The organism is Phormidium tenue FACHB-1052 (assembly GCF_014696675.1).
Classification (GTDB): Bacteria; Cyanobacteriota; Cyanobacteriia; order Phormidesmidales; family Phormidesmidaceae; genus Nodosilinea; species Nodosilinea tenuis_A.
This window is the reverse complement of record NZ_JACJQN010000014.1, coordinates 1-15,694: the sequence shown is the minus strand read 5'-3', so window position 1 is coordinate 15,694 and position 15,694 is coordinate 1. Positions and strand designations below refer to the sequence as shown.

Sequence of the window (15,694 nt, the reverse complement as noted above, 5' to 3'; positions counted from 1 at the left end):
TCACCGCTGGCGACAATCCTCTCAGCCAAAAATCGCCCTGGCATAGACCAGAGCGACGGCGGGGCAGAGCAAATCTGCTGCCCATCAGGTAGCCACAAGTTAAAGAAAAGCCGGTAAGACTGGGCTGAAATCGGTGATAAATCACGTTCAGAGTCAGTACTGGTGATGCAAGTTAGTGACTAGTTTAGACAGTTCACTCTGTAGAGTTGTTCGTCTGCAACGGTTTTTGACGATTTCTACAAATTAGACGAGTCGCTACCATAGAAGACACCGCCGTCAGTTAGAGATCGCCCACCCCTCTCGGAGCATCCTATGACCACCCTGGATTTGCCCCTTGAACTCAACCTTGAGGCTGTTCACTTTACCGATGAGCAGTTTTACCAACTCTGCATTCACAACCCGGAGATGGCGATCGAGCAAAATGCCCAAGGAGTGTTGATCGTTATGCCCCCTGTTGGCGGTGAGAGCGGCAATCAAGAGATGGAGTTGGGGACTGACTTAGCATTGTGGAATCGACAAACTAAACTTGGCAAAGTCTTTAGCTCGTCCACTGTTTTTCAGCTACCGATCGGCAGCAAGCGATCGCCCGATGCCGCCTGGGTAGAACTATCCCGTTGGGAGGCGCTGACCCCAGAACAGCGGCGCAGATTTCCCCCCATTGCGCCTGATTTTGTCATGGAGGTGCGTTCGAGCACCGACAATCTGACCACTCTGCGCGAGAAGATGCAGGAATACATGGCCGGCGGTGTTCGCCTGGGCTGGCTGGTCAATTCTCAGGATCAGCAGGTGGAAATTTATCGGCCTGGGCAGGGGGCAGAGGTGCGATCGCTGCCTACCCAGCTTTCTGGAGAATCTGTGCTGCCGGGCTTCACCTTAGAGGTTGCCCCCTTTGCTTAGCTGTGGAAATATTGCAGCGCAGCCAACCTTTATAGCATCGGCCTGTGGAACCCTGTAAGTGACAGGCGTCACAGTTCGCAAAACCCTTGAGAGGAAACCCTTCTCGACCAATCTGCCATCAAGATACGGTTGCAAGGGATGACTCAGCCGTGCCCGTGAGGCATTCTAGGTACAGATTAAGACGGGCTTCGCGCTATAACTAACTCCCTATTTTTAACCAGCCCCCGGTGCCTCGGCCTCGGGGGTTATTTAATGGCAAAGCCCCAGGCTGCTTTAAGCAGCCTGGGGCTTTAGTCTAAGGAGGCGATTCGCGAAGCGTAAAGCCTAGGGCATCCTAGAAACGGAAACTCGAAGCGAGTCTCCGTCCCGAAATCGCTTAGGTGCCCACAGTCCAGGAGTTGATGTAGATCTCTTGCTCGGGGGTCAGGCTATCGACTTCGATACCCATAGCGACCAGCTTCAGACGAGCGATCTCTTTATCCACCTCAACGGGGATGGAGTGCAGACCGGGTTCGAGGGAACCTCGGTTCTTCACCAGGTATTCGCAGGCCATGGCCTGGTTGGCAAAGCTCATATCCATCACGGCGCTGGGGTGACCTTCGGCGGCGGCCAGGTTGACCAGGCGGCCTTCACCTAGCACGATCACCGACTTGCCGCTGGTGAGCATGTACTGCTGGGTAAAGTTGCGCACCTGCTTGACTTCGCTGGCCATCGCGCCCAGCGATTCGAGGTCGATTTCGATGTCGAAGTGGCCGGAGTTGCACACCATCGCGCCATCTTTCATCGCTTCGAAGTGCTCGCGGCGAATCACGTGCTTGTTGCCGGTGACCGTGATGAACAGGTCGCCCACTTGGGCGGCTTTAGCCATGGGCATCACTCGGAAACCATCCATGACGGCTTCGATCGCCCGCACCGGATCAATTTCGGTAACAACGACGTTGGCCCCCATGCCCTTGGCCCGCATGGCGGTGCCTTTGCCGCACCAGCCGTAGCCAGCCACAACCACGGTTTTACCCGCCAGCAGCACGTTGGTGGCGCGAATAATGCCGTCGAGGGTCGATTGACCCGTGCCGTAGCGGTTGTCGAAGAAGTGCTTGGTGTCGGCGTCGTTGACGTTCATAGCGGGGAAGCTGAGCACCCCATCTTTGAACATGGCCCGCAGGCGCACGATTCCGGTAGTGGTTTCTTCAGTGGTGCCGATGATGTCGGAGAGCTGCGCCTGGCGCTCTTTTACCAGGGTGGCGACCACGTCGCTACCGTCGTCGATGATGATGTTGGGGCGGTGGTCGAGGGCGGTTTCGACGTGGCGATGGTAGGTGGCGCTGTCTTCACCACGCAGGGCAAACACCGGAATGCCGTAGTCGGCCACCAGGCTAGCGGCTACATCGTCTTGGGTAGAAAGAGGGTTGCTGGCAATCAGTACAGCGTCGGCACCGCCAGCTTTGAGGGCGATCGCCAAATGAGCCGTCTCAGTGGTGACGTGGCAGCAGGCCGAAATCCGAATGCCCGCCAGGGGCTTCTCTGCCGCAAAGCGATCTTGAATCTGGCGCAGCACAGGCATCTCGCGCCCGGCCCACTCGATTCGCTGCTTGCCCTGAGCCGCCAGGGAAATATCCTTAACGTCGTACTTAAATTGAAGAGTTGTGGTCATAACTTAGGTATCAACCGTAGTAAATCGTCTCTGTGCCAGTTGCCAGCGTTTCTAGCTTAACGGAATTTCACTCAGGGGATTGTCTCGATACTTGTACGAGGTACTATCCCGATACTTTATACGAGGTACTGCCACTATGCTCATGCAGGATACTGCCCCGATCGCACCTCTTCACAAAACTGCTGGGCAGCTTCAACGGCCTGCTGCCGGAGGTTGGCGTAGACCTTGGCAAAGGGCGGCTGCCAGGCCGACAGCCCCAGCACATCGGCGGTAACCAGCACCTGGCCATCGCAGTGTACCCCTGCCCCAATGCCGATCGTTGGGATGCTCAGCGCCTTGGTGATGTTGCGGGCCAGCTCGGCGGGAATGTGCTCTAGCACCACGCAGAAGGCTCCGGCCTGCTCTAGGGCTTTGGCCTCGGCGAGAATGCGATCGCCCTCCTCTGGGGTTTTGCCCTGTTTGCGAAAGCCGCCTAGCTGGTTTACCGACTGCGGCGTTAGCCCCACATGCCCCATTACCGGAATGCCCCACTGCACCAGGCGACGCACCGTTTCGACCACTTCATCGTGGCCCCCTTCTAGCTTCACGGCTTGAGCACCTATCTTAAGCATTTGGCCAGCAGCGCGAATGGCGTCCTCAACGCTGGTCTGATAGCTGAGGAAGGGGAGATCGACTACCAACAGCGCATTTTTGACCCCCCGGCGCACCGCCTTGGCGCAGATCACCATATCCTCGGTGGTCAGTGGCAGGGTGGTGTCGTAGCCTAGGGCGACCATCGCCAACGAATCGCCCACCAGCACAATGTCGGCCCCGGCCTGGTCAACAATTTGCCCCGACATCACATCCCAGGCGGTCAGTACGGTAATAGGTTGGGCGGGTGCGCCCGTCTGCTTCCACCGCAAAATTCGATCAACGCTAACGGCCATGGCTGCGCCTGGAAAGGGATATGGATGTCAGGATAACAAACCCTGATTCGGCTATCCCTCCAATCTTCCGCCCCCCTGGGGAACACAACTCGCTAAAATCAAATAAACCCGTACAAAGTGGCTTATCACGATGATCCCAACCGTTATTGAGCAATCCGGGCGTGGCGAGCGCGCGTTTGACATTTATTCCCGACTTTTGCGGGAGCGCATTATCTTCCTCGGCCAAGAGGTTACCGCTGACTCGGCCAACCTGATTGTGGCCCAGATGCTGTTTCTCGAAGCCGAAGACCCCGACAAAGATATCTATCTCTACATCAACTCCCCCGGTGGCTCCGTGTCGGCGGGTCTGGGCATCTACGACACGATGAACCACATTCGGCCCCAGATCTGCACCATCTGCGTGGGGCTGGCCGCCAGCATGGGGGCGTTTTTGCTCACCGCAGGCGAAAAGGGCAAGCGCATGAGTCTGCCTAACTCCCGCATCATGATTCACCAGCCTTTAGGTGGTGCCCAGGGTCAGGCTACTGATATTGAAATTCAGGCGAAGGAAATTCTTTACCTGAAGAAGCAGCTCAACGATGCGATCGCCAAAAACACCGGCCAGTCGATCGATAAGATTGCCCAAGACACCGAGCGCGACTTCTTTATGAGCCCGCAAGAAGCGGTGGAGTACGGTCTCATCGATCAGGTGATCGATCGCACCTCCGTCGGTTCCCGCCCACTGACAGCGATGTAAATCTCTCACCCCCCCAAAACGCAATGCTTTGGGGGGTTATGTGCCGTCGTGTGGGGATTGAGTTTCTAAGAACAGCAAGAACTCCAGCAGTTCGTCGTCGGTGAGGTCGTGGCGCGATAGCTTGCCGTAGGTCTTCTTCAAAAACTCGCGTCCCTGGGCGACGCCCCAGCCCAACCGCTGGAGTTCTACATCGGTCTGGGCAATGATGTCTGATAGATCGACCGCTGCCGGTTCTGTGGTCAGATCGATAAACTCGTTGGCCGACACCTCAAAAGTAGCGGGCAACTCAACCTCAGATGGAGTGACTTGCGGGGGCAGAACAGGAGTTGTCATAGCTGCTAGGGGCAGCTCGGCAGCGGGTGGCTCTGGGAAATTTTCCTGGTCTAAGGTGGGGGGGACTAGGCTCAGCCGCGGGGGGGGCAGCTCAAGATGAGTTGTCGGAGTGAGTTCGTCGTTGGGCGGCGCTGAAGGTGAAGGGGCGTTGGCGGAGCCTCTTCCCGGAAGAATCGCCTCAGGGTTGGCCAATCCGTGGCTAGGCTGTGGTGTGGCGGCTCTAGGAGCCTCAACCCTCTCGACTCCGATGGGATGGGTCAGGCTGGGCGGTTCAGCCGTCAAGCTCAGACGCTCTAGGGCGCGGGTGGTGGCTATATCTTCGGCCATCTCTAGGGCAGTGTTTGCCCCTAACCCGCTCGCCAAAATTAGGTTGTCTACTCCAGCGCAGACCCGCACCACGTACAGTCCGTCGTGGATCGTGAGCAAATCTGACGTCAGACTGCCCTGGGGATACTGATGGCGAAATTGCGTCAGCAGCGAACTTAACACTCGGGCGGTCTCCCCTGCGGGTGGATGGTAACCGTACTATTCTAAGGAAGTCGGGCACGTTAGACTGAAGCCATTGTGCCGCTGTCCGGGTTTAGCGCAGGCGAGGGAGATTCCCTAAATAGTCTGCGACCGTGGGCCAGGTGGGCGAGTCAGCCCGGCACTTTTCCCTGAACTATTTTGATCGCTACTCTAGGCGGCTGAACTGAGCTAATGCTAGACCGACTACTCGATATCTCTAACAACTTTGGGGTCGATACCCTGCTGCTGCTGCCGGTGCTGATTGCTCTGGAGGCGGTGCTGTCGGCTGACAATGCGATCGCCCTGGCGGCGATCGCCCAAGGTCTAGAGAGCGAAACCATGCAGCGCCGGGCGCTTAACTTTGGGTTGCTGATCGCCTTTGTATTGCGGGTCGGGCTAATTTTGACGGCAGGCTGGGTGCTTCAGTTTTGGCAATTTGAGGTGATGGGGGCCGCCTATCTGCTGTGGTTGGTGTATAAACATTTCACCGCTGAAACCGATGCCGAAGCCCAGCACCACGGCCCCAGGTTTGCCACCGTTTTACAGGCGATTCCGGTAATTGCCTTCACCGACCTGGCCTTTTCGCTCGATAGCGTCACCACCGCTCTGGCGCTGTCTAAAGATGTGCTGGTGATTTTGCTGGGCGGCACCATTGGCATTATCACCCTGCGGTTTATGGCGGGGCTGTTTATCCGCTGGCTAGAGGAGTTTGAGCACTTAGAAGACGCGGGCTTTATCACCGTAGGATTTGTGGGTATTCGCCTGTTGGTGCGGGTCATTGACCCCACTCTAGTGCCTCCAGAGTGGACAATGGTGTTGGTGATTGCCCTGGTGTTTGCCTGGGGCTTCTCGAAGCGGGTTGAAGAGAGTGCCAGCATTGAATCAGCTCATTTAAGCAATGGCAAAGTGCCCACTGTGGCTGAACTAGAGGCCCAGGGCAGTGTTTCTGTGGAGGCTGCCTCCAAGCAGGAAGATGCTACCCCAGCCCTACCCCTTCAGCAAGACTAAAAAGCCCTGTCTTCAGCCGCATCAAGCTTCTAGAGATAGGAGCACCAGTCGCTCCAGCCGCCAGGGTAAAGCTTAGCCACGGGGCGACCCGCTACGGTTTGGGCCAGCAGGTTGACGCAGGCCGTTACCCCCGAGCCACAGTAGACGATTACCGCTTCGGCATCGTTTAACCCGGCCCAGTGTTGGCTTAGCTCATTGGCGGGTTTCATTTGGCCGTTTTCGGTAGAAACATCTTGCCAGAAGTAGTTCACCGCGCCGGGAATGCTGCCTGCCACGGGGTCGATGGGTTCGACCTCGCCCCGATAGCGATCGGGCGATCGCGAATCGATCAGCAGCACTCCTTCCGGGCGATCGCGCACCGTCTCCATATCGACCATCCAATCCTGGCGCGGCGCGGGTACGAAGTGGCCCGATCGCGGGGCAGGGCTCTCGGCACTGGTGGGATAGCCACCCTCAACCCAGCCTGTCCAGCCGCCGTCGAGCACGGCGACATGGTCGTGGCCGAGGTAGCGCAGCAGCCACCAGAGGCGCGAGGCAAAGGCAAAGCGGCTATCGTCGTAGGCGACAACGAGGGTGGGCTCTGGGCCAGACTCTACTCCCATCGCCGTGAGTCGCTGGCTGAAGGTGTCGCGATCGGGCAGCGGGTGGCGACCCCCGTGGCGCTGCACTGGGCTGGATAAATCTTGATTGAGGTCTAGATGCCAAGCCCCGGGAATGTGGCCAGCGGCATATTGCTGCGCTCCCTGAGCGGGATCGGCTAGGGCAAAGCGGCAGTCGGCGACCACAACTTTGGGGTCATCCAGGTGTTGGGCTAGCCAAGCAGCAGTTACTAGGTTGTGAGGGTAGGTCATAGGTTAGACAAACAAGATGGCATGGGAGGTTAAAGTCTGGTCTAGCGAGGGATAGCGGTCTACCACAGAAGTAGGATATAAGGTTGCTGGACTGGCAACACTCGTCATCGTTGGATCTACCGGTGCGAAATGCGGACGGTGCAAAATGTGGTTATTCAAATCGAGTGTTCGCCATAGAGAACGGTCAACCTTGTTAACCAACAGATCCTATTCAACGAGGCGCTGTCATGACTGTAGAACCTCAACCGAGTACTGGGATTAAAACAGCGACGGGCTGGGTCATGGCCCTCAGCCTAGGTCTGATTGTTTTAGGTATTGTGGCAATCTTAATGCCGGCGATCGCCTCGGCTATTTTTACCTCTGCCCTGGGATGGGTTGCCGTAATCAGCGGAATTTTGCAGGTTTTGCAGGCATTTCAGGCGCGAGCGGTCAGGGCGCTGGGGTTGAGCTTAGGGGTGGGCCTGCTCTATATCGTGGCGGGGCTCTACATTCTGTTTAATTTAGCGAAAGCGACGGCGGCGCTGACGCTAGCTTTTGGTTTGCTATTTATTGCCGAGGGCTTTTTTACCATCATCATGGCGTTTACCTACAGAGCTGGGCGCACCCTATCGTGGTTTGTGGCGATCAATGGCATCGTCACGCTTATTCTAGGAATCTTGGTGATCAATGGCTGGCCGTTTAGCTCCCTCTGGTTGATTGGCTTTTATGTGGGCACTAGCCTATTGTTTAGCGGGGCTTCGCTGCTTGGGGCAGCGATGGCCGTCCGTCGGGAAGTCGCCTGAGACCGTCCATGCCCGGAGACTACATTCTCTTTGCTCAGCACGGCTGGGCCGACACCAACCAGTCGATGATGACGCTGGCGGAGCAGCTAGCGGGCGATCGCGCCCAAATTGTGGCTCCCTGCCTCAACTACGCCATGACCTGGCTGCGAATGTCTCCCCTGGTGGATGAGGTTGATGCCTTGGCCACGGCGACCCTAGCGCGACAGCCCGATCTCCCGGTACGAATTGTGGGCCACTCGATGGGGGGCTTAATTTGGCTGGAGGTGCTCGATCGCCATCCCGACTGGTGGCCGAGGGTAGAATTTTTGACGCTGGTGGGCTCCCCGGTGGGTGGAGCCGACCTGGGCCGCATTTTAGATCCGCTACAGGTAGGGGTCGGTATTGCCGCTGATTTGGGGCGCGATCGCCGCCCCCTCGCCACCCGAATTGCTGCCGTCATCACCACCTTATCGGTCGCAGGCGATGTGGACGGGGGCAGCGATGGCACTGTCCACATTGAGAGCACACAGGTGCCCAATGGGCAGTTCGTCTGCCTAGAGGGTATCAGCCATCCGGCCTTGCGCTGTCACCCTCGCGTGGTGGCGCAGATTCAACAGTTTTGGCAGGGCGACAGCCTGAGCGCGCCGCTATTGCCCCATTTCTTGGTGGAGCAGCTGCGTCAGATACCGGGTATGACCGATGCTCACCGCCGCGACTTCGCCCGGGCCACATCCTGGCACACCTTCGCCGACGGCACCAGTATTCGCCTGTGGCTCAGCCCCTTTGGCATTCACCACGTGTTTTTAGCCTCTGCTGAGAATGACTGCCTGTACTCAGGCTATGTGGGCTGGCTGCACAGTGGGGAGCTGTGGCATAGCCTAGGGGCACTGCGGGCAGACGCCAAACTATTCTAAAGCTGGTGAGTCGGTGGGGGGCGATCGCCCGGTTGGCGGGTGGAGGTCAGCGGGCTGGAGATGGAGAGGCCGTCCTCACTGACTAAGCCAGCGGTGACATCGACGCTGTCCTCCCTACGGTCTTGCCGGTACTGCTCGACGGCGGCGGTGACCTGGTCGGCGATCGCCCAGGCGGCCTTTGAAGGGGTTGGTGACTGCTGCAAAATATTTAGTTGAAAGTAGACCTGCTCGATCAGCAGTTTTTCATTGACGACGCTGAGCTGGGTGTCAATGTTGAAATCGACCTGATTTTTCAGCACCGCGCTCAGAGCCGCAACAATGAGGTCAGCTCCGACATTGATCAGGGTTGGGGTTTGACTTTTGACGTAAGCGGTCACGGTTTCGCCTACTGCCTCGGCCATCGGTCGCTGGGCTAGGGCAGTGGCTAGGGTTTCGGCGATCGCCAGGTAAGCAGGGTCGATGGCGGCGATCGCGCCATCGACATCAAAGGCTTGCACAATCTGGCTGATCAGGCCCAGGGCTTCTGAACGGGTGAGAGGCCGCTGGTCGGCGATCGCCCTGCCCAGCAGCGGCATCACAGCGGTAACTATTGTCCTCAGCGTTTCTGGTGTGAGATTGGGCCTATAGCGCTGCACGTAGGTCGTGAGAATGCCCTGCGCTTCTTGCTCTAGATGCTGCTGCCAGCGGTGGGTTTCCTTCGCTAGGGCACTGGTAGCGCGATCGACAACGGCATTTTTGAGATCGTCAGCGGTGAGGCCATCGAGCACCTGTTGAGCCACAATGTCGATCAGCGCGGCAGGCTCCTTGGGCAGATATAGCCGCAGCAGGGTGCCAAGCAAACCCTGCACCTGCTCGGGTGAATTGGGCAACCCATAGAGTCGTCCGTAGGCGCTGAGACCGCTGATCAGCGTTGCGGTTACCTCGGGGTCACGGGCAGAGGTCAGATCCTTAGGCGGCATCGTCAACCTCCTCGGCGGGAGTGAAAGGACTATCGACTTTTGCGTTGGCACCTTCCTCAATCCTAATCGCAGATCGGTCTGGGCCGCCTCACCTCTGTGGGTTACTCTACCTGGGGGCGCTAAATGGCCTGCTCTAGATTGCCGTTGTAGCCACGGGGCGTGATCAGCCAGGGGCCGTGGCGCTGAGTGCTCTGGTTGCCGATCAGCACCACCGTCAGCATGTCGATGGGGGCCTCTAGCAGGTTGGCCAGTGTCGTGCGGTGAATCATCTCGTCGGGGCGATAGACCGACTTCACCACTGCCACTGGCGTATCGGGCGATCGGTGGGCCATCAAGATGCTGTGGGCGGTAGCGATCTGCTCGGTGCGGGTTTTTGATTTGGGGTTATAGAGCGCCACTACAAAATCGGCCTGGGCCGCTGCCTCTAACCGCTTCACAATCACCGGCCAGGGGGTGAGCAGGTCGCTAAGGCTAATGGCGCAGAAGTCATGCATCAGCGGTGCCCCTACCCGAGCTGCGGCAGATTGGAGGGCTGAAATGCCGGGGAACACATCCACCGAAGGCGTTTCGCCATCCCAGCCGGTGCCCTGGAGCTGCTCTAGCACCAGCCCAGCCATGCCGTAGATGCCGCAGTCACCGGAGGACACCACCGCTACGCTCAAGCCCCAGCGAGCTAGGTCAATGGCGCGATCGGCCCGCTGGCGCTCCTGGGTAATGGGCCAGGGCTCGACGATTTGACCCGGGCGGCAGAGGGGGCGAATTTGGTCAATGTAAAGGCCGTAGCCGATCACCACGTCGGCGTGGGCGATCGCCCCCTTAGCTGCTGGCGTAATCTGGTTCAGATCGCCGGGTCCGATGCCCACCAGCGCCAGATGCCCCGATTTGGGAATGTATTCTCGCTCGGCTTGGGCGATCGCCACCGTCACCGCCCCCGGCTGCCCCTCCACCCGCACCACCTGCTTGGCTACCCGCAGATCGCCCGCCGCTGCCAACATCGCAGCGGCCTCCGCCACGCTCGGGGTCTGCACCGCCGCTTCCACCACCGTGGACGGGTTGGGGACGGGGATCGCCTTTAATTGCTCAGCGGTGAAGCAGTGCAGGGGCCACTGGCGTTCTTGGCAGAGCGCCACCAAGCCCACCTCATCGGATTTGAGGTCGAGGCTGGCGAGGCCAGCGATCGCCCCTTCAGCAAAGTGCCCGGCTCGGCAGATGCGCCCGATCGCCGCCTCAATCACCGCCTGGGGGGTACCGCGTTCGCAGCCGATGCCCACCCACAGCACCCTCGGGTGCCACTGAGCTTTCGGAAAATCGTTGTCGGGAGCAAACTGCCGCTGAATTGGGCTAATCCACAGCCGAGCGGCGGGGGTGCGAATCGACTCAAAGCTAAAGGGATGGGTCGGTGGCAGGTGGTCTTGCCAGAGGGTAGTGCCGCAGTCTTGCAGCACCTCAATGGTTTTGCCGTGGGCCAGGGCAGCACTCACCCCCGTCCAGTCGCCGCTGCCCTTGCTCCAGCCGAAGGGCACTCCTAGCACATCCACCCCCGGCAGCCCGTGGGTCGAAGCGGATCCAGTAATCACTGGCTCTGCCCCCAGCAGCAGGGCGATCCGATGGGTCAGAGCATCCGCCCCGCCCTGGTGGCCGCCGCAGAGACTGATCACCTGACTCCCCGTTTCAGCCACCACCACCACTGCGGGATCGGTGGTTTTATCGGCCAGCAAGGGGGCAATCAGGCGTACCACTGCCCCGGTAGCCAGGGCAAAGATAAGCCCATCCTGGGTAGGCCAAAGTTCGGCAATGATCTCGGGCAGGGAGCTTTCGTAAACCCGAGCTTGGATCGATAAAGACTCCGCTTCGGCAGCTAGGCTGTGGGGCAACCATAGGGTCGCGGGGAGACCTGTAACCAGGGGCAGCAGAGATTTAAGTCCGGCGGGGGTGACAGCGATCGCAGCAAAGGACGGCAACAATAGACCTCAAAGAACCTGGAGTACTTCATCTTAGGAGACATCATTGCCCCAGGGTGCGGCAAGGTCGAGTTGTCTGTAGCTTTTCTCTGCCCTTAACGATAGACGGCTAGGGGTAGGACAGCCGAGACAGCCATCCCAAAAGGGCTGAGAAACTGTTTAAAGTCCCTTTGGGATAGGCATCCTGCCTGTTCTGGGTGATGCCCTACCGATCGCGGCTTAGTAGTAGTTGCCAACCTTGCGGTGGTGGATAGCGGTTTGGCCATCGGGGTCAGACACCTTGCCGTCTTGTACCGTGCAGTAGACGATCCAGTGGTCGCTCACCTCCATGCGGCTGGTGACTTCGCACTCCACGTAGGCCAGGGCATCGGCCAGCAGGGGCGAGCCGTTGTTGGCGGGGCGGGTGCGCACGCCGGCAAAGCGATCGGCACCGGGAGCAAACCGCTTGAGAAAGTGTTTCATTAAGCCCAGGTGCTTGCCCTCTTCGAGAATGTTGAGCACAAAGGTATCGCCCACCTGCATCAGCGACTCAATAGCGCGGTCTTTCGCCACGGCCACCGAAAAACCCAGGGGCTGAAAGCTAACCTGGGCCACCCAGGAGGCCAGCATCGCGCTAGAAACCTGACCCTTTTTAGCGGTGATGATGTACAGCCCGCTGCTGATGCGGCCCAGCGCTTTCTCTAGGTCAACATCAAGAGATTTGAGCTTTTTCAGCTTGCCCGCCTGGGCGAGGCCTTGACCCAGGTCAGTACCGGCCTCTTCGCATGACTGATAGATGCCTTCAGTGGGGTTATCTTTAATGCGAATGGGCGCAAACGACTGAATCAGCTCTAGGTCTTGAAACTTGTTGGCGAGGGGATCAATCGGCTCATCGTCGCCGCCGTAGGACTCATAGAGGCCGATGGTTTGCTTGCCGTGCACCGCCGCCAGAATGGTGCCCAGGGTGGTCTGGGTTTCTCTGGCACCGACCCCAGAGGCGGGAGGCATGCCGACGACTAATCCTTTGGCCCGACCCACTAATTCTGTGACTTCTTGGGGATCGGCGGAGCGCATATCCATCATTTCGACGGCGACGCCGGTTTTGGTAATGCCGCGGGCAATGGATTGGGAGAGGCGATCGCTGTACCCGTAATCCGACACGTAGAACACCGCCACCAGGTCTTCGGCCTTGGTCTTCTCCTGGCTCCAGCGCCGGTAACGGCCCGTCAGCTCCGCCACGTTGTAGCGCAGTAAGGGGCCGTGCCCTGTGGCCACCATTCTCACCGGCGGTAGGGCTTCCATGCGCTTCATTGCCCCGAGCACTGACCTGGCGTTGGGGGCCATTAGGCATTCGTAGTAAAAGCGAAAATCGGGGGAAATTAGCTCCAGGTTTTCGTCGTAGGGGGCATCGCTGCAAAAATGCAGACCAAAGGCGTCGCAGGTAAACAGCACGCCGGTTTTGTGGTCGTAGGTAAAGATGGTGTCGGGCCAGTGCAGGTTGGGGGCGCTAATAAACTCCAGGGTGTGGCCGTTGCCCAGCTCCAGGGTGTCGCCGTTTTTGACGATCAGGCGCTCAAAGGGGCGGTGCACCAGGTCTTCGAGGAAGGCGATCGCCACCTTAGCCCCCACCACCACTGCCTGGGGAGCCAGCTCTAGCACGTCGCGCACCAGGCCGCTGTGGTCGGGCTCGGTGTGGCTAATGATCAGGTAATCAATGGTTTTGGGGTCGATTTCGCCGGTTAGGGTCTTGAGATACAGCTCCCGAAACTTGGCGTGGGAGGTATCGACCAGGGCGACTTTCTCGCCGCGAATAATGAAGGAGTTGTAGGTGGTGCCGTTTTGCAGACCAAACTCAATGTCGAAGCGATCGCGATCCCAGTCTAGCGAGCGAATGGTGGTAGTGTCGTCAGCCACCCCTTCAACCTGAACCGTGAGACGCTTTTGCGCTGGTGCCGCTACAACCATGGAGAACCTCCTGCAAAATTTAGGTGCTGCCAACCCGGAGTGCGTACCAGGGGTTTAGCAACCAAAACGTTTCTTAACTATAGGTATTCTCGCTTAAAACTGCGAGGCTTTGGGGTCAAAATCCCTTATCGCTTTAATAGCGATCGGTAACCATTGGCAATGGGGGAGGGCAGAATTTGAGTACCCTAGAGTTAAGTCAATGGACATCATTTCCTGTGTAACAGCCCATGTCACTTCCCACTGGAGCTCTGGTTCTTGAACCCACCGCCGATGGGTCGATGACGTTGTTTTCAGAAGATTTTGGCGAGTGGTTCCACAGTCGCGACGGGGCCTACGCCGAGGCCAAGGCTACCTATGTAGACGCCACCGGCTTGGCCAGTCTGGCCTTGGCCCCAACCCTGACCGTACTGGATGTCTGCTACGGGCTGGGCTACAACACCGCTGCCGCTCTGGCCACCGTTGCCCAGGTCAACCCTGCCTGCCAGGTGCGGTTGGTGGCCCTAGAACTCGATGCTCGCGTGCCGCGCCAAGCTGTAGAGGCCGGGTTGATTAATGGATGGCCTACAGCCGTGCAAACCTGCCTGCGAGAGCTGGCCGCCACCGGCCAAGTGACCCGCCCTGGGCTCGCTGCCACTCTGCTGTGGGGCGATGCTCGTCAGCGCATTCAAGATATTGAAGCCCTGGGATTTCAGGCCGACGTGATTTTCTTTGACCCGTTTTCGCCGCCCCACTGTCCTGAATTGTGGACGGTAGAGTTTATTGAGCAGGTAGCGGCCTGTCTGCACCCCCAGGGTCGCCTGGTCACCTACTCCGCCGCCGCTGCGGTGCGGGCGGCCTTTTGGCTGGCGGGGCTCTCGATTGGGCCGGTGAATGCTGTTGGCCGTCGCTGGCCGGGTACTCTGGCTCAGGTAAACCCTGAGGGCTTAATGCCGCTGTCGCTGCAAGAGCGAGAGCATTTGCTGACGCGGGCCGCAGTTCCCTATCGCGACCCTACCTTGAGCGCCAGTGCTGAGGCCATTCGGCAGCACCGCCAGCAGGAGCAGGCTGCGTCAAACTTAGTACCAACGTCGCGCTGGCGCAAGCGGTGGCTGCCCCCATATGAAAAAAAACTATCTCCCCGATAGGCTGTAGTTAACTCTGTTGATCGGTTGTTGCCATTCCTAAGGTTCTTGCTGTGCCCTACCGAAACCCTCTGCCACCCCGTGTGCTTGTGGTCGACGACCACGCCCCTAGCCGCATGGCTGCCGTAGCGCTGTTGTCGATCGATGGCTATCAGGTGGAGCAGGCTAGCTGCGGGCAGAGCGCCCTAAGCCGAGTCTTGCAGCACCAGCCTGACTTGATCTTGCTGGATGTGATGATGCCTGGCCTGGATGGGTTTGAAGTGTGCCGCCAGCTCAAAGAGAACGACAACACGCGGCTGATTCCGGTGGTGTTTGTCACGGCCTTGAGCGATCGCGAGTCGCGACTACAGGGCATTGAAGCGGGGGGCGACGACTTTTTAACCAAGCCCTTCGACCAGCTCGAACTCTCGGCCCGAGTCAAGTCGCTGGTTCACCAGAAGCGCCTCAACGAAGATCTCGACCATGCCGAAAAGGTGTTGTTCTCCATTGCCCGCACCATCGAGAGCCGCGACCCGAACACAGGGGATCACTGCGATCGCCTGGTTAGCCTCGGGCGTGCCTTTGGCGAATACCTGGGGCTTTGCCCAAGCCACATTCGCGATCTCGCCTGGGCGGGCTACCTACACGACATCGGCAAGGTGGGCATCCCCGATGCCGTGCTGCTCAAAACTGGCCCCCTCACTGTGGCCGAACGCGCCATTATGGAGCAGCATGTCGCCATTGGTGAGACCATCTGCCGCCCCCTGCGCACCATGCAGGGGGTACTGCCGATCATTCGCCACCATCACGAGCGCTGGAACGGCAGCGGTTATCCCGATGGCCTGGCCGGGGTGGCTATTCCGCGCCTGGCTCAGATTTTTCAGCTAGTCGATATCTTTGACGCGCTCACCCACGATCGCCCCTACAAACCCGCCTTCTCCCTTGAAGAATCGCTTCAGATTATCCGTCAAGAAGTAGAGCGGGGCTGGCGCGACCCAGTGCTAGTTGACCAGTTTGAAACCTTTATTTGCACTTACCATCCTGACACGACTTGGAAGGTTAATGTGACATCACTGAGAATCGGATCCAGTATTGAGGGATTCGTCAGGATGAGGGTTGATGATGTGGCCGCTAGTGGGGATACCG

General features: G+C 58.7%; 14 protein-coding genes. 7 read left to right on the top strand and 7 right to left on the bottom strand.

From position 1 onward, the window contains the following. The first annotated feature begins 312 nt into the window (after positions 1-312). Positions 313-897, top strand: a complete 585-nt coding sequence (locus tag H6G07_RS18165; protein WP_073608020.1) for a Uma2 family endonuclease — start codon at positions 313-315, stop codon at positions 895-897. Between the two features lie 376 nt (positions 898-1,273). Here the strand turns inward: H6G07_RS18165 and ahcY are convergent, their stop codons facing one another. Beyond that, entirely contained in the window at positions 1,274-2,548 is a 1,275-nt protein-coding gene (gene ahcY, locus H6G07_RS18160) for an adenosylhomocysteinase (RefSeq protein ID WP_073608019.1), read from the bottom strand. A 140-nt stretch (positions 2,549-2,688) separates the two neighbouring features. Further along, positions 2,689-3,474 carry a 3-methyl-2-oxobutanoate hydroxymethyltransferase gene (gene panB, locus H6G07_RS18155; RefSeq protein ID WP_073608018.1) on the bottom strand — a complete coding sequence of 262 codons (786 nt, stop codon included), beginning with the start codon at positions 3,472-3,474 and terminating at the stop codon, positions 2,689-2,691. Positions 3,475-3,604: 130 nt separating this feature from the next. On the opposite strand from panB, the gene clpP reads away from it, so the two are divergent. Further along, positions 3,605-4,210 (top strand): ATP-dependent Clp endopeptidase proteolytic subunit ClpP, encoded by a 606-nt coding sequence (gene clpP, locus H6G07_RS18150; RefSeq protein ID WP_073608017.1) that lies wholly within the window; start codon positions 3,605-3,607, stop codon positions 4,208-4,210. 36 nt (positions 4,211-4,246) lie between these two features. On the opposite strand, the gene H6G07_RS18145 is transcribed toward clpP, so the two are convergent. Beyond that, positions 4,247-5,032 (bottom strand): slr1353 family protein, encoded by a 786-nt coding sequence (locus H6G07_RS18145; protein WP_073608016.1) that lies wholly within the window; start codon positions 5,030-5,032, stop codon positions 4,247-4,249. A 210-nt stretch (positions 5,033-5,242) separates the two neighbouring features. Here H6G07_RS18145 and H6G07_RS18140 point away from each other — a divergent pair, with 210 nt between their 5' ends. Next, on the top strand, positions 5,243-6,058 hold the full coding sequence (locus tag H6G07_RS18140; protein WP_073608015.1) for a MeeY/MeeF family manganese export membrane protein: 816 nt from the start codon (positions 5,243-5,245) through the stop codon (positions 6,056-6,058). Positions 6,059-6,087: 29 nt separating this feature from the next. On the opposite strand, the gene H6G07_RS18135 is transcribed toward H6G07_RS18140, so the two are convergent. Continuing rightward, positions 6,088-6,909: a sulfurtransferase gene (locus H6G07_RS18135; RefSeq protein WP_073608014.1), complete on the bottom strand. Its 822-nt coding sequence runs from the start codon at positions 6,907-6,909 to the stop codon at positions 6,088-6,090. 227 nt (positions 6,910-7,136) lie between these two features. Between H6G07_RS18135 and H6G07_RS18130 the strand changes: the two genes are divergently transcribed. Together H6G07_RS18130 and H6G07_RS18125 are read left to right on the top strand one after the other, a co-directional pair. Continuing rightward, a complete protein-coding gene (locus H6G07_RS18130) occupies positions 7,137-7,691 on the top strand; it encodes an HdeD family acid-resistance protein (RefSeq protein ID WP_073608013.1) in 555 nt (184 codons plus the stop codon). 8 nt (positions 7,692-7,699) lie between these two features. Continuing rightward, the gene (locus H6G07_RS18125) at positions 7,700-8,584 is read left to right on the top strand and encodes an esterase/lipase family protein (RefSeq protein WP_073608012.1); all 885 of its coding nucleotides are present in this window, start codon (positions 7,700-7,702) and stop codon (positions 8,582-8,584) included. Here the strand turns inward: H6G07_RS18125 and H6G07_RS18120 are convergent. The 3 genes from H6G07_RS18120 to H6G07_RS18110 form a co-directional block, all read right to left on the bottom strand. Continuing rightward, a complete protein-coding gene (locus H6G07_RS18120) occupies positions 8,581-9,543 on the bottom strand; it encodes a hypothetical protein (protein WP_073608011.1) in 963 nt (320 codons plus the stop codon). The genes H6G07_RS18125 and H6G07_RS18120 overlap by 4 nt on opposite strands. A gap of 119 nt (positions 9,544-9,662) precedes the next feature. Continuing rightward, entirely contained in the window at positions 9,663-11,504 is a 1,842-nt protein-coding gene (gene cobJ, locus H6G07_RS18115; RefSeq protein WP_073608207.1) for a precorrin-3B C(17)-methyltransferase, read from the bottom strand. 219 nt (positions 11,505-11,723) lie between these two features. Beyond that, positions 11,724-13,448 carry a diflavin flavoprotein gene (locus H6G07_RS18110; protein WP_073608010.1) on the bottom strand — a complete coding sequence of 575 codons (1,725 nt, stop codon included), beginning with the start codon at positions 13,446-13,448 and terminating at the stop codon, positions 11,724-11,726. Between the two features lie 227 nt (positions 13,449-13,675). Here H6G07_RS18110 and H6G07_RS18105 point away from each other — a divergent pair, with 227 nt between their 5' ends. Together H6G07_RS18105 and H6G07_RS18100 are read left to right on the top strand one after the other, a co-directional pair. Further along, entirely contained in the window at positions 13,676-14,572 is an 897-nt protein-coding gene (locus H6G07_RS18105) for a tRNA (5-methylaminomethyl-2-thiouridine)(34)-methyltransferase MnmD (protein ID WP_073608009.1), read from the top strand. 50 nt (positions 14,573-14,622) lie between these two features. Further along, on the top strand, positions 14,623-15,694 hold a 1,072-nt coding region (locus H6G07_RS18100), incomplete at its 3' end, for a response regulator (protein ID WP_338420715.1).